This is a genomic window from Thalassotalea sp. G2M2-11, assembly GCF_017168195.1.
Classification (GTDB): Bacteria; Pseudomonadota; Gammaproteobacteria; order Enterobacterales; family Alteromonadaceae; genus Thalassotalea_E.
Genome location: NZ_JADNYL010000001.1, coordinates 315,925 through 329,226 on the forward strand (window position 1 = coordinate 315,925; position 13,302 = coordinate 329,226).

10 protein-coding genes are annotated in these 13,302 nt (G+C 40.2%); 9 read left to right on the top strand and 1 reads right to left on the bottom strand.

The features are described from left to right. Positions 1 to 55: 55 nt before the first annotated feature. From orn to IV514_RS01350, 5 genes are all read left to right on the top strand, one after another. The gene (gene orn / locus IV514_RS01330) at positions 56 to 601 is read left to right on the top strand and encodes an oligoribonuclease (RefSeq protein ID WP_206483117.1); all 546 of its coding nucleotides are present in this window, start codon (positions 56 to 58) and stop codon (positions 599 to 601) included. Positions 602 to 734: 133 nt separating this feature from the next. Continuing rightward, positions 735 to 1,220, top strand: a complete 486-nt coding sequence (locus IV514_RS01335; RefSeq protein ID WP_206483118.1) for a DUF4442 domain-containing protein — start codon at positions 735 to 737, stop codon at positions 1,218 to 1,220. A gap of 128 nt (positions 1,221 to 1,348) precedes the next feature. Next, positions 1,349 to 4,930, top strand: coding sequence for a hypothetical protein (locus tag IV514_RS01340; protein ID WP_206483119.1), 3,582 nt, complete (start codon positions 1,349 to 1,351; stop codon positions 4,928 to 4,930). A gap of 2 nt (positions 4,931 to 4,932) precedes the next feature. Beyond that, a complete protein-coding gene (locus IV514_RS01345) occupies positions 4,933 to 5,145 on the top strand; it encodes a DUF1289 domain-containing protein (RefSeq protein ID WP_206483120.1) in 213 nt (70 codons plus the stop codon). A gap of 4 nt (positions 5,146 to 5,149) precedes the next feature. Then, on the top strand, positions 5,150 to 6,808 hold the full coding sequence (locus IV514_RS01350; RefSeq protein ID WP_206483121.1) for a response regulator: 1,659 nt from the start codon (positions 5,150 to 5,152) through the stop codon (positions 6,806 to 6,808). Positions 6,809 to 6,837: 29 nt separating this feature from the next. Here IV514_RS01350 and queG read toward each other — a convergent pair whose 3' ends face one another. Beyond that, positions 6,838 to 8,001, bottom strand: a complete 1,164-nt coding sequence (gene queG, locus IV514_RS01355) for a tRNA epoxyqueuosine(34) reductase QueG (RefSeq protein ID WP_206483122.1) — start codon at positions 7,999 to 8,001, stop codon at positions 6,838 to 6,840. 17 nt (positions 8,002 to 8,018) lie between these two features. Between queG and IV514_RS01360 the strand changes: the two genes are divergently transcribed. From IV514_RS01360 to mutL, 4 genes are read left to right on the top strand one after another with little or no spacing between them, the layout of a single operon-like run. Then, the gene (locus IV514_RS01360; protein ID WP_206483123.1) at positions 8,019 to 9,596 is read left to right on the top strand and encodes an NAD(P)H-hydrate dehydratase; all 1,578 of its coding nucleotides are present in this window, start codon (positions 8,019 to 8,021) and stop codon (positions 9,594 to 9,596) included. After that, entirely contained in the window at positions 9,571 to 10,083 is a 513-nt protein-coding gene (tsaE, locus tag IV514_RS01365; protein WP_206483984.1) for a tRNA (adenosine(37)-N6)-threonylcarbamoyltransferase complex ATPase subunit type 1 TsaE, read from the top strand. The genes IV514_RS01360 and tsaE overlap by 26 nt, the downstream gene beginning before the upstream one ends. Positions 10,084 to 10,088: 5 nt before the next feature. Next, positions 10,089 to 11,420, top strand: a complete 1,332-nt coding sequence (locus tag IV514_RS01370; RefSeq protein WP_206483124.1) for an N-acetylmuramoyl-L-alanine amidase — start codon at positions 10,089 to 10,091, stop codon at positions 11,418 to 11,420. Positions 11,421 to 11,438: 18 nt separating this feature from the next. Beyond that, a complete protein-coding gene (gene mutL, locus IV514_RS01375) occupies positions 11,439 to 13,301 on the top strand; it encodes a DNA mismatch repair endonuclease MutL (RefSeq protein ID WP_206483125.1) in 1,863 nt (620 codons plus the stop codon). The last annotated feature ends 1 nt before the right edge of the window (position 13,302 follow it).

Below are 13,302 nucleotides of genomic sequence, written 5' to 3' on the forward strand. Positions count from 1 at the left end.
AATACTTGTGTTTGAATTGCTCAAAACAAGTGGTAATAAAGGTTAAGGGACGAATATGTCTTGCAGCGATAGCAATTTAATTTGGTTAGATTTAGAGATGACAGGGTTAGAGCCTGAGCATGATGTTATTTTAGAAATTGCCAGTATAGTCACCGATAGTCAGTTAAATATTCTCGCGGAAGGGCCTGTTTTTGCGATTCACCAGCCAGATCATGTATTAGAGAATATGAACGAATGGTGTATTGAAACCCATGGTAAATCAGGTTTAACTCAACGTTGTCGGGCAAGTACAACGGATTTATCAACAGCGAGTGCCGAAACGATGAAGTTTTTAGCGCAATATGTGCCTAAAGGTGTTTCACCTATGTGTGGTAATAGTATTGGCCAAGATCGTCGCTTTATTAACAAGTATATGCCTGAATTTGAAGAGTACTTTCATTATCGCAATCTTGATGTCAGTACCGTGAAAGAATTAGCTCGCCGTTGGAAACCACAAGTGTTAGATAAAGTTGAAAAAAAAGGCGTGCATTTAGCGCTCGATGATATTCGAGAATCAATCGCCGAGTTGAAGGTTTACCAGCAGCATTTTTTCAACGTGTAACTGATTTTAGAATATTAAAAAGCACATGATGGTGCTTTTTTTTGCAAAAAAACTTTATGGTCAGACCAGTTTGCGGCACAATATCATTTCATTAAGCCTAGCTGAAAGTTAGTTCCCACATGAAGGAGTAGTAATGAGTAATCAATTTAGTCGTTTAATAAATAAAGTGCAGCGATTACCCAAACGGTTTCATCCTTTTTTATTGACTAAACTGTTTTGTACTAAAGTGAGATTTGCAGGCACTTCAGGCATTAACATTCAGTCAGTTACTGCCAATCGTGTTGAAATTACATTGGCTAATCGTAAGAAAGTACAAAACCATATTGGTGGCATTCATGCGGTGGCTGCCGCTGTATTGGCAGAATCAGCAACAGGTATTGTTTTTGGCATGAATGTTCCCGACAGCTGTTTGCCTTTACTGAAATCAATGAAGATTGACTATAAGCGAAGAATGCAGGGAGATTTAACCGCAATAGCTGCTTTAACGGATGAGCAGCAACAACAGATCAAAGAAAGTGAAAAGGGCGATATGATCATCCCTGTTGAAATTTATGATCAAAGTATGGAACAACCAATTTTATGCCAAATGGAATGGGCTTGGATCAGTAAAAAACGCTAGATCTTTAAGCAGACAGATAAATTTGTTTGATTCTGCTTTGCAATTCCCTAAACTGGAGTCATTTATTTTATCGCTGAGCGAATATTACGATATTGGCTTGCAAATGCTTTAAGGCAGATATTGTCAGCATGGATTCATCGACTCCTTTTTACCAGCAACTAAATGCTCGATTTTACGCTTTACTCTTTATTTTAGTAGGCCTTTTAGGAGCAATTTTTAGCCTCTTTGTTTTTCAAGAGCAACAACATTCTCAGTTTACCCAGCAAACTTTACCTAAATATATACAGGTGGAGAATGAAGCTGCTACACAGTATCGAATTCGACTATTAATGGCTCAGTTAGCGCAGCATAAAACAGCAGACTTGCTACAAGCTGACTACCAAAAGTTAATAGCTGAATTGACAAAACTAGCTGAGAGCGATTCAACAAATAAAAGACAATTAACGCGACTGCTTTCGCAGCTGCAACCTCAACAAGAGTCGATTACACGACTAGCAGAAAATAAAGAACGTAATGCCTTATTACGTGATAACGCGTTAATTCAATTGCAATTAGTGCTTGATGAATTTAAAAGTATCCGTAAGGAACTAGCGTCACAGCAAGGCAAATTGTATCAACAGATCGTTCAAGATAAGGTCAATGATGCCATTACCACATCTAGAGTAAACGCCTATGCGAAGGTTTCAGCGCAGCTTGAAAAAGTGAATACGACACTTTTTGCTGTTGAGCAAGTGTATGTATTGTTTAATCGCATCTCCTTACAGTACTTATTGGAAGATTTTGATTATTACAATCGGTTATTAGCAGAGGCAATTGCGTTATGGCATCAGCAATTTGATAGTCAAACCAAGCAGCCTCAATATGTCACGTTATTAAATACCCTAGAAAAGCTGCTATACAGTGAACAAAGCGTGATGGCAAAATGGCGAGGGCAAGTGCGATTAGCGCAAGAGTTTGTGCTTGGCTTAGATAATATTCTACAGCGATTACCAGCACCGCCAGTAAGTAATGGCGATGAAAAAATTCAGCCGATGGGCTTGGCAGCATTGATAACATCATTTATTCCTTCGTCAGCTTCATTCACACATCAGCAGGTTAAACTAATACTGGGCTTGTTATTAAGCGTGCTTACTCTATTCGTTGTCTGGCTATTGTTGAGCATGCGGGCTCGAATAAAACGTTACGATGAGGCTACGCTGGGTATTGTTGAGCAACAACTAACGGGCAGTGAAGAAAAAATACCTGCTCAGTCGGCACTGCAACAGCAAATGTTGCGACTATTAGCGCAAGTGAGTACGCCTAAATACAGTGAAGATGATTATTTAGCGTTAAGGGCAACGATTGAGCAGCAGGCTCTACAGTTGTTTGAACAAGCGAGTACAGTTTTATTTTCAAGTACACAAAAGCAGCTCTCAGAGCAAATGCGAAGCCTATTATTTTCGCAGCAAATTCATCAGCCGTCAGCGCAAAATATGCCACAATGTTTGCATTGGCGACACGCCTTTTTAAAACAAGATCTCCATGAGGTTCTGGCTGAGGTTAGGCAAGCAAAAGCTGATCAGCAATTGCTTGAAAAGTCACTGACAACACGATCAGGCACTGAGATCAAGCTGATCCTGCAATATTATCATGATGCGTGGCATGGTGTGGTGATCAACAATGAACTGCAAAATCAGTTAACTGATAAATTGCAGCAAGTTGAACAGTCGTTGCAGTTGCAACAAGTTCAACAAGAGCAAGCGTTGCATCGTTTGGGTCAGCAATTAGCGCAGATGACCGTTCGTGCAATGTTACAGAATCAAAAATCTAGTGTTGGCGGTAATGACTCATCATTACAGGTTGCTAGACAGTTGTACCGAATATTGGATTGGTGTCAACAGCTGCAAGTTAGTCACATTGAGCTGGAACAAATGAAAGTTGATGGTCTTTGTGATGTTTCTTTGCCAGATGAACTGTTTGCTTTTATTCATAATATTAGTCAATTTACCAGTGTCAGACGCAATAAAGTACAATATTATCAAGACCCTATATTGATTGAGCAAGGGCGAATTAATCCGTTTTTATTTCACCAAGTGTTAATGCGCCTTGCCAAACTGGCATTACAAGATACGTTGAATGCTGATGTTGTTATTAGGGCGACAGTGGTTGATAAAAATGCGGGACAACAATTGGTCAAAATCTCGATTGAAGCTCAAGCCGAACAAAATACATGTACTGTCCCTAATGACCTAAAAGCACTGGTAAATAGTACAAGGGAAGGTGAAAATAATTATAGTGCGATACACTATCTGCAGCTGTTGTTGCAGGTAAATCATGCCGATGATCTTCAGCTTATCGAGTCTGAACAATGTTTTGAATTGAATTTTACCTTGCCGATCACTTTGATTGGCCATAAGAAGTTAACGACAATACAGGCGCCTGATTTAAAAGAAGCAACGATTGTTGCCTTTAGTCAAAATAAGCGCTTAACCGCGCAACTAAAATCTTTGGTTAGTCAGGCTAATGGTCGGTTTGACTCTGTACAAAGTATTGAGCATTTGAATAAGTTGTTGACCAATCATCATTTAAAACGTCAGCCGATAGCTGCAATTATTATCGGGCCAGAGTGTTACAGTGCAGAATGTCATGTGATTGCTCAACAACTCAATAACTTAGCGAAACCTATTCGACCTAAATTAATGGTTTTACAGTCATTATTTAATAATCGATTAGCAAAATATGGCTTATTTGCTGATACTCATTTGGTTGCAACGCCGAGTGGTTTTTATCAAGGGTTGACCAAGTTAGTTAAAGGTAGTGCACAAGACAATTTACTGGTCAGTGCAGAGGTATTTAAACAATACCGGTTCAGTCAAACGCAAACTGAAGTGCTCATTGGCGTTTCTGAGCCTGTTAAGCAGCAAGCATTATCCAAAATTATCCAGTGGTTAGGTTTTCAGCCATATATCGTTTGTGAACCCGAAAGCTTGCTTCATCTTTGGCAAAGTGGTCGCTATGTCATTTTAATTAATCAGCTCGCTCTATCACCTTGGGTCAAGTTAGCCGTTGGTAATAATATCAAACGAGGTGTTTTTTCGCTTAAGCATGCGGGGCATACTCAACAGCAATCTAAGGGACATAAAGATTTTCCCCATTGGCAAAGTGGTGAAATTGACAATGTATTAGATATTGATCACTTAGTAAAATTACTGTCACCATGGCTGAAAGAAAGCTATGGCGAAAAAACAGTGGCTGTAATTGCACCAACAGCTGTTGGTGATAAGAAAGAGCCGGTGAAAACATCAGCTAAGCCTCCTAAAAATAATGCAGAAAAAATTGAACAAGTAACACCAATTCACCCAGTAGATCGTCAAAAATTAACTAATGAGTATGAGCAGGCTTTTGATTTGATAAACTACGCTCGTCATCAAGGTTCTCCAGAACTTGCGGTGTTCATGCTAGAGGAATATCTGCAGGACATCAGTGATGCGCTTGAGCAGCTACAAAAGGGCTGGGAGAGCAAAGACACAAAACAAGTATTACACTATAATGAAGTTATCAATAGAACTGCGCGCATTTTAAGTGCTGCTGCGTTGGTTGAGGTAACAGAGCAATTAAGTCAGGCGTTAGCAAAAAAATCCGTTCGACAAGCAAGCAAAGGTGTGCAACCTATGATAGAAACATTGCAATCAGCGCATCAAACGTTAGTGGACTTTGCTCAGGCGATTTAATTATGAATAAACTCCCCAATAATGAGAATTTAAGTCCTTGTATACGAAATTGCTGTTTAAATGAGCAAGATGTTTGTCTGGGCTGTTATCGACATCTAGATGAAATAACCGGCTGGCAAGCCTTTACCAAACAAGAAAAAATCGCTATTTTGTCATTATGTACAAAAAGAAAAGTCGCGAGTAATTATTTGCAGTCATGCAAATCATTGGATTGAACAAATGGGATCTCAGGTTAAAAATTTTATTGGTGAACATCGCGACTTAAAAGTATTGATTATAGATGACAATACTTTAGTTCATGATGCCTTAAAGCACACCTTGTATAATATGGATATTAGAGTGGTTCGTTGTGCTCAAAATGCTTATTACGGTATTAAGCTTTGTAGTGAAACGCAATTTGATATTATTATTTGTTCGTTTAATGTAAAAAGTGATAAAGATGGCTTTCATTTGCTCGAAGAGCTTAAGTTTAAAGGCTATGTAAAGAAAACAACCGTATTAATTTTTCTTAGCACTGAAACCAGTGAGTCGTTAGTTAACTCGATAATTGAATTGCAGCCAGATGACTTTTGGGTGAAACCACTACAACCTGCCAAAGTGCAAAAGCGTTTAGATCAAACGTTACAAGTGAAAAATCAGCTATATAAATTGTATCAAAATATGGATGAACGTGAGTTTTCAAAAGTCATTTATTATGCTGATCGCCATTTACTTGATAAAAGTTTGGCGCCTTTTCACCCCAATATTTTACGTATGAAGGGGGAAGCGTTATTAAACCTATTGGAATATAAAGAGGCAGAAACCTTTTATAAAGAGTTGTTCAATACTTATAAGTACTCATGGGTTTATATTGGCTATGCCAAATCTTTATTAAAACAAGGTCGAATTGAAGATATACAAGAGTTGATTGATACCTTAAAAGATAAGCCTGAAACGCGTTTTGCGACTCATGATATGTTAGCGCAATATTATATCGAACAAGAGAATTATGATCAGGCCTATCGAGAGATCAAAAAAGCTACTGCACTAGCGCCACGCAATATTGAACGCAATAAGAAATCTTGGGATTTAGCACGGCTTAACCATGATCATCATGGTCAATATCAAGCGACAAAAAGTATTGCCCAAAACGCTAAAAACTCTATTCATGACTCGCCCGAATTATTACTTAACGTTATTCGATCTGGGGTAGATCTTGCGGTCACTATCACTAATGGCGGTGCTGATAAATTACTGCAACAAGCAGAACGACATATTCAGCAATTAGAAGCAGAGTATGATGATGCCGCGTTATTTAAAGAGCAGATCAATGTGGCGCGAGCACGCGTTTGTAACGCCAGAAATGAAACTGAAAAAGCAAAACGTATTGTTGAAAATCAAATTTCTATTCGTCCAACGCCACTAATTGAAGATAATTTAGATAAAGTAAAAGTGTATCATGAGCTGGGTATGCGTGAAGAAGCCATGCTGTTGTTAGAATCAATTAAAAACCAAATTTCGGGTGATTCACTGACCAGCCAAGTTGTTAATCGTTATATTCAACAAGAAACTCAAGAGCGTAGCGATATTCATTTTACGCCGAAGCAGCTGCATGATATGGCGGTAGAACATTTTCAAAAGAAACGTATGCAACCCGCGTTAGAAGCAGTTTTACAAGCAATTCAGTTAGCACCTACCAGTATAAAATTTGCCATCAGTTTATTAAAAATTCTTATTTCATTAAAACAAAGTGATGAGCTAGATGACTGTTATCTAGATAACGCAGACAAGGCGATAAAGCTCTTTGACACCACTAAACTCGATGGCAAAACGGCTGAGTCGGTTGAACAAGTCAAAACTCAATGGTTGAGCTTGTTCGAAAATGTAGCGGCGCCATAAGCTGTTATTATACCAATGGAAATAAATATTTAAGCATCACGAGGCAAGCCTTTTTCTACCGAGCGAATGAGCCGTGCAGATAAGCGTTTATTTGTCTCTTTAATGCTAAATGCTTGTTCCGACAAAGCCTTCTTTTTTTGATTTTGCTGGGCTAGTGCCCAATCAATATGTTCAGCCACCATCGCAGAGGCATGAGGGCGTTGATTGGAAAGTGCCGCGATGATGGTTTGCTGATAATCTGCATTCCCTAAGGCTACCGCGATATTGCGTTGCCAGCAATCAAAGCCGATACGCCTAATGGGCGAGCCTTGGGTTTTATCTAAAAACTCTTGTTCAGTCCAGGCAAACACCTCGAGTAGATTGATATCATCAAGTTGTTGCCGCGCTTCAAAGTCTAATTCTTTTGTCAGCTGGCCATATTGATTCCAAGGGCAAATTAATTGACAGTCATCACAGCCATAAATACGGTTGCCAATTAACGGTCTAAACTCTTCAGGAATAGCATCTCTAAGTTCAATGGTTAAATATGAAATACAGCGACGGGCATCAACCACATAAGGCTCAACGATAGCTTGAGTCGGACAGATCTTAATACAAGAAACACAGCTACCACACTGGTTAGTGGAGGGTGTGCTGATAGGCAAAGGAATATCGACCAGCAATTCCCCCAGAAAAAACCAAGAACCAGCTTCTTGGTTAATTAATAGTGAGTGTTTACCAACCCAGCCCAAACCTGCTTTTTCAGCTAAAGGACGTTCTAAAATAGGTGCTGAATCAACAAATGGGCGGTAATTAAACTGCTGGCAATATTGTTGTATTTTATCACCAAGCTGTTTTAATCGTTTACGCATTAACTTGTGGTAATCACGCCCTAAGGCATAACGACTGACATAGGCTTTATTTTTATTTTTTAACGTTTGAGCAAATTTTGCCTGACTTGGAAGGTAATCTAAGCGAGCACTGATCACGCGAATTGTTTCAGGTACCAATTCTTCGGCCCTTGCTCGCATCATGCCATGCTTTGCCATGTAGTCCATTTCGCCATGGTAGTCATTGGCTAACCATCTCTGTAACGCTTTTTCGTGTTTCGATAGGTCGACATCACTAAATCCTAACTGTGAAAAACCGAGTTCTTTGCCCCAAGACTTGATTTTTTCTGCTAATTCTTGATAGTTGATAGTGGAAGCTGTCATGAAAGGTCAAATAGTTGATGCGAGATGAAAAATTGCTGAAGAGTTTACCACAAAGAGCCTATAGCGCGACACAGGTACTGAAAAATGAAGCGCGGATTGCGAATAAAATGTCGATTGCCATGACGAAGCTGATGGAAATGGCTGGGGCAGCGGTATTTGATTATCTTCAACTCACTTATCCGAATACTGACAAGTTGTTAGTACTGTGTGGTAAAGGAAATAATGGCGGTGATGGCTTTGTCATTGCGCGCCTTGCCCAAGCACATGGCATGGCGGTGACGGTTTATTTATGTTGTCAGCCTACCGAATTAAAGGGAGACGCGAAGATTGCCTTTGAGCATTTATTGGCGAGTCAAGTGACGCTCATCTATCAAAATGAAAGGACACTTTCGGCAGGTTTTCTCAGTGATGAACAGTTTCATTTGGTGGTAGATGCAGTATTTGGTATTGGTTTTAAAGGGGCATTGCCAAAAGAAATTGCGCAGTTGGTGGAAGTTGTCAATGACAGCTACCTTCCTGTGGTCAGTGTTGATGTGCCGTCAGGGCTTAATGCCAGCACAGGTTATGTAGAAAATACTGCGATAACTGCCAAAGCGACAGTGACCTTTATTGCTGCTAAGCAAGGGCTGTTTACCGGACAAGCGGCAAATTATTGTGGCCATTTGTATTTTGCGTCACTGACCTTAGCAGAGAGCTTTGAGCACACTATTTCTTCAAATGTTTACATTCAATCGTGTTGCTCACAAGGGCGTGCGAAGTTACCAAGTAATCCCAAACGTCAGCCTGCCAGTCATAAAGGTAATGTTGGTCAATTGTTGACCATCGGTGGAGGCCAAGGTATGCCAGGGGCGATCCGTCTTGCCAGTGAAGCGGCGCTAAGAGCTGGAGCTTCATTAGTTACAGTTTGTTGTCATGGTGATAATGTCTCTATGGTGGCAAATGGACGACCTGAGTTAATGCTATTGGCTGCCGATCAGCAAGCATTGACCGATTCCCATTTTTATCAAAAAGCAAAGTGGTTATTGTGTGGCCCTGGGCTTGGGCAAAGTGATTGGGCGCAAGGCCTATTTGATTGTGTGCTAAGCTCTTGCAAACCGTGTGTGCTCGATGCTGATGCGTTAAGTTTACTCGCGAAGCAACCAAGTTACCGTCAAGATTGGGTGTTAACACCGCATCCGGGTGAGGCGGCTAAATTACTTGCTTGCTCGATTGCTGATGTTGAACAGAATAGGTTTGCAGCGGTTCAACAGATCACTGAAAAGTATGGCGGCATTTGTGTGTTAAAAGGGGCTGGCACCTTAATTGGTGATGGTCATGATGTTTGGATTAATACGAGTGGCAATTCAGGTATGGCTTCGGGTGGCATGGGCGATGTGTTATCAGGTATAATTGCCGCGCTAGCCATGCAGATGTCTTCAACCATTGATGCAGTTCGCTTAGCCGTATATATTCATGGTGCTGCAGCTGATAGGCTTGCTATGCAATCGGGTAAAATCGGTATGTTAGCAAGTGATTTATTGCCACAGATTCAGCACCTTTTAAACCAGAAGAGCACAAAAATTTATGACCATGGAATCGAATATAACAAGAGATGAGAATTCACTTCCTTGTTTAACCATACCATTAGCGGATGAACAAGCGACTGTTGATTTAGGCAATCAAATGGCAGCTGTAATAAAAACAGAACTAAATCAGGGGATTGTGGTCTATTTGAACGGAGACTTAGGCGCAGGTAAAACAACATTAACGCGTGGCTTTGTGCAGGGAATGGGTCATAGCGGTAATGTGAAAAGCCCCACTTATACCTTGGTTGAACCTTATGAGTTGGCTGATTGGCATGTTTATCATTTTGACTTATATCGTTTAGCAGACCCTGAAGAGCTTGAATTTATGGGCATTCGCGAATACTTTAATGAGCATTGTTGTTGTTTTATCGAATGGCCTGAAAAGGGAGAAGGGTTATTAGCATCAGCTGATATGATGATCAACATAGCGTATCAGGGAGATGGGCGTATAGTAGAGTTGGTCGCAAAAAGTGAGCTAGGTAAACAGCTATTAATAGCATTGAATAAAAGAGGTTGATATCAATGACATCACGCGTTAATAACAAGTTATTATTTTTAATAATTGTGGTGTTAAGCACCGTCATTATTAACGCTGCCTATGCGAGCATGAGTAACAGTATTGATGGTGTGCGTGTTTGGCCTGCCCCTGAAAATACTCGAGTCGTGCTTGATCTCAAAACAACGCCAGAATATAGCTATTTCAGTTTATCGTCCCCTGATCGATTAGTGATAGATTTAAAAAACACCCGAAACTTAGTGGCGTTGAAACAGCTTGCTGATAATGATGATCGAATCCTTAAAATTCGGACTTCAACGCCAAAAGATAAAAACTCGACCCGATTAGTGCTTGAATTAAAAGAGAAATATAAACTTAACCTTTTCCCGTTAGCGCCAGCTGGGCAATATGGTAACCGTTTAGTTATTGATTTATTTGATAAAAATAGGGTGTCAAAACCTGTATTAACGCATACCCCTGATGATAAACGGTCAATTGTTGTTGCGATTGTTGCTGGGCATGGTGGTGAAGATCCCGGTTCTATCGGGGCGAACGGAACGTATGAGAAACGGGTCACTTTAGCTATCGCAAAAAAATTGGCTAAATTGGTTGATAAGCAAGTTGGTTTTAAAGCTGTGATGATCCGAACAGGAGATTATTATGTCAATCATGATCGTAAAACGGAGTTAGCACGTGAAAGTGGCGCAGATTTATTAGTGTCTATTCATGCAGATGCATTCACTTCTCAGGGACCAAATGGGGCATCTGTATTGGTGCAATCTACTCGTCGTGCGGATTCGGAGTTCACTCGTTGGATCGCTAATCGTCAGAAAGAGTCTGAGTTATTAGGTGGTGCGGGTGAAACGATAAAGAAGACAAAAGATAAAAATCTAGCAATTACTTTAGCGGACATGAAAAAAGAATATACTATGGCCAGTAGTTATGATTTTGCTGAACATGTGCTTCATCAGATCAAAAGGGTGACGAAATTACATAAGAAAAGACCCGAGCGTTTAAGCTTAGCAGTATTAAAGTCAGCGGATATTCCATCAGTACTGATTGAAACCGGATTTATTTCCAATCCAGGTGAAGAAAGGCGATTAAATAATTCGGCACATCAATATAAATTAGCTAATGCCATTGCTAAAGCGATTAATCACTATTTTGAAGCTAACCCACCTCAAGGGACATTATTAGCTTCTCTCAGTTTAAAGAAACATAAGATATCGAGAGGGGAGTCTTTGTCGATAGTAGCGCAGCGCTATAATGTTTCGGTGAGGCAACTAAAAGCAATTAATAATTTAAGTTCGAATGTTGTCCGTATTGGGCAAATGTTAAAAATTCCACGTACCAATTAATTATAAGAACAATTATTCATGACGATAGAAATTTTACCAGCACGGCTTGCCAACCAAATTGCGGCAGGCGAAGTGGTAGAAAGACCTGCCTCTGTGGTGAAAGAACTGATTGAAAATAGTTTAGATGCCGGTGCTACTTCCATTAAGGTTGATATTGAAAAAGGTGGTGCTAAACGTATTCGCATTAGTGATAACGGCAAAGGCATTGTTAAAGATGAATTAACCTTAGCGTTAAGCCGCCATGCTACCAGTAAAATTAAAAACTTATCGGACTTAGAAGCAATCGGTTCGCTTGGCTTTCGAGGCGAAGCGCTCGCCAGTATCAGTTCAGTAGCCCGTCTTACGTTGACATCTAAGCCAACATCACAGGAAAACGCTTGGCAAGCATGCGCTCAGGGGCGTGATATGGATGTTGTTATTCAGCCAGCTGCACATTCCGATGGGACAACAATTGATGTGGTTGATTTATTTTTCAATACTCCGGCTCGACGAAAATTTTTACGCACAGAAAAAACGGAATTTAATCATATTGAAGAGGTCCTCAAACGGATCGCCTTAGCACGCTTTGATGTTGCTTTTACCTTAACGCATAACGGTAAAACTATTCGTCAATACCGCATTGCTAATTCAGATGCACAAAAAGATAGGCGAGTTGCGCAAGTGTGTGGTCAGGCGTTTATTGATCATGCGGTTAAAATTGATTGTCAGCATGATGGGCTTGAGCTATCAGGTTGGCTAGCACAACCAAGCTATAGTCGTAATCAAAATGATATGTGTTATAGCTATGTTAATGGGCGCATGATGCGTGATAAATTAATTAATCATGCTATTCGTCAATCGTATCAAGAGTTGTTAACGAATGAGAGTTACCCTGCGTTTGTGTTATTTTTAGTACTTGATGCTAAAGAAGTTGATGTTAATGTTCATCCAGCTAAGCATGAAGTGCGATTTCATCAGGGGCGTTATGTGCATGATTTTATTTATTCGGTTTGTCATCAAGCGTTAATACCGCCCATACAGGAGCAAGCACTCGATGACAACATAGATCATTTTGCATCACATCAAGGTAGTTCATTATCAACAGCAACGCAGGCAATTGCTCAGGCGTATCAACAAAGTCGTGAGTATGTCAGTCAATTACAACAGGCTGATCAGCAAACTGAGCAAGCGCCAAAATCAGTTAATTATCGGCCAATTAATCGTGCTGGGATTTCAGCTTTGGCGGGTGAAAACTATCAACGGTTAATGACGCCTATTAATCTCCCTGATGAAGTGACCGAGGTGGCAGCAGAGCGAGAGGTTGAGCAAAGCAGTGTTCAAGTCGCTAACTCCCCATTGCATTTTGTCGCACCAGATTATGCGCTTTTTGTTATGGCGGGTCAGCCTAGATTGCTGTCTTTATTAAAGCTGTATTGTTTGTTGCAGCAGGAAAAAATAGCCCGACAATGGTCGACAGGCTTAACTAGCCAGCCATTATTATTACCGATAAAGTTGTCTTTACCGCCTGATAATCACCAGTTTGTAGAACAGCATCAAGAAGAACTCAATCAACTAGGTATTGTGTGTCATATTTTGGATAAACAGTCGATACAAATCCGGCAATATCCTGCTTTGCTGCGTAACCAAGATGTCAGTAATAGTTTTGAGCACTTAATAACTTTATGTCTTGCTAATGCCAAGGAGCAAGCGTTAAGTGACAGTGATTGGCAACATATCATGGCACGGGTCATTGCTGAAAAAAAACGCAATGAATTTGATGAACAACAAGTTCAATGGTTGTATCAACAAACTCTTGAGTTAAAAGGGGATGAAATTAATCAAGTACTGCTCTTGAATTCAGTTGAAGTCGACCTTACATCAGCAATACAGGCGTTAGAATAAG

Bases quoted from the DNA above. Each gene is read 5' to 3' on its own strand.
- IV514_RS01335 (WP_206483118.1), top strand. From the start codon at position 735: ATGAGTAATCAATTTAGTCGTTTAATAAATAAAGTGCAGCGATTACCC.
- IV514_RS01345 (WP_206483120.1), top strand. From the start codon at position 4,933: ATGAATAAACTCCCCAATAATGAGAATTTAAGTCCTTGTATACGAAAT.
- mutL (WP_206483125.1), top strand. From the start codon at position 11,439: ATGACGATAGAAATTTTACCAGCACGGCTTGCCAACCAAATTGCGGCA.
- IV514_RS01340 (WP_206483119.1), top strand. From the start codon at position 1,349: ATGGATTCATCGACTCCTTTTTACCAGCAACTAAATGCTCGATTTTAC.
- IV514_RS01370 (WP_206483124.1), top strand. From the start codon at position 10,089: ATGACATCACGCGTTAATAACAAGTTATTATTTTTAATAATTGTGGTG.
- IV514_RS01360 (WP_206483123.1), top strand. From the start codon at position 8,019: ATGCGAGATGAAAAATTGCTGAAGAGTTTACCACAAAGAGCCTATAGC.
- orn (WP_206483117.1), top strand. From the start codon at position 56: ATGTCTTGCAGCGATAGCAATTTAATTTGGTTAGATTTAGAGATGACA.
- queG (WP_206483122.1), bottom strand. From the start codon at position 8,001: ATGACAGCTTCCACTATCAACTATCAAGAATTAGCAGAAAAAATCAAG.
- IV514_RS01350 (WP_206483121.1), top strand. From the start codon at position 5,150: ATGGGATCTCAGGTTAAAAATTTTATTGGTGAACATCGCGACTTAAAA.
- tsaE (WP_206483984.1), top strand. From the start codon at position 9,571: ATGGAATCGAATATAACAAGAGATGAGAATTCACTTCCTTGTTTAACC.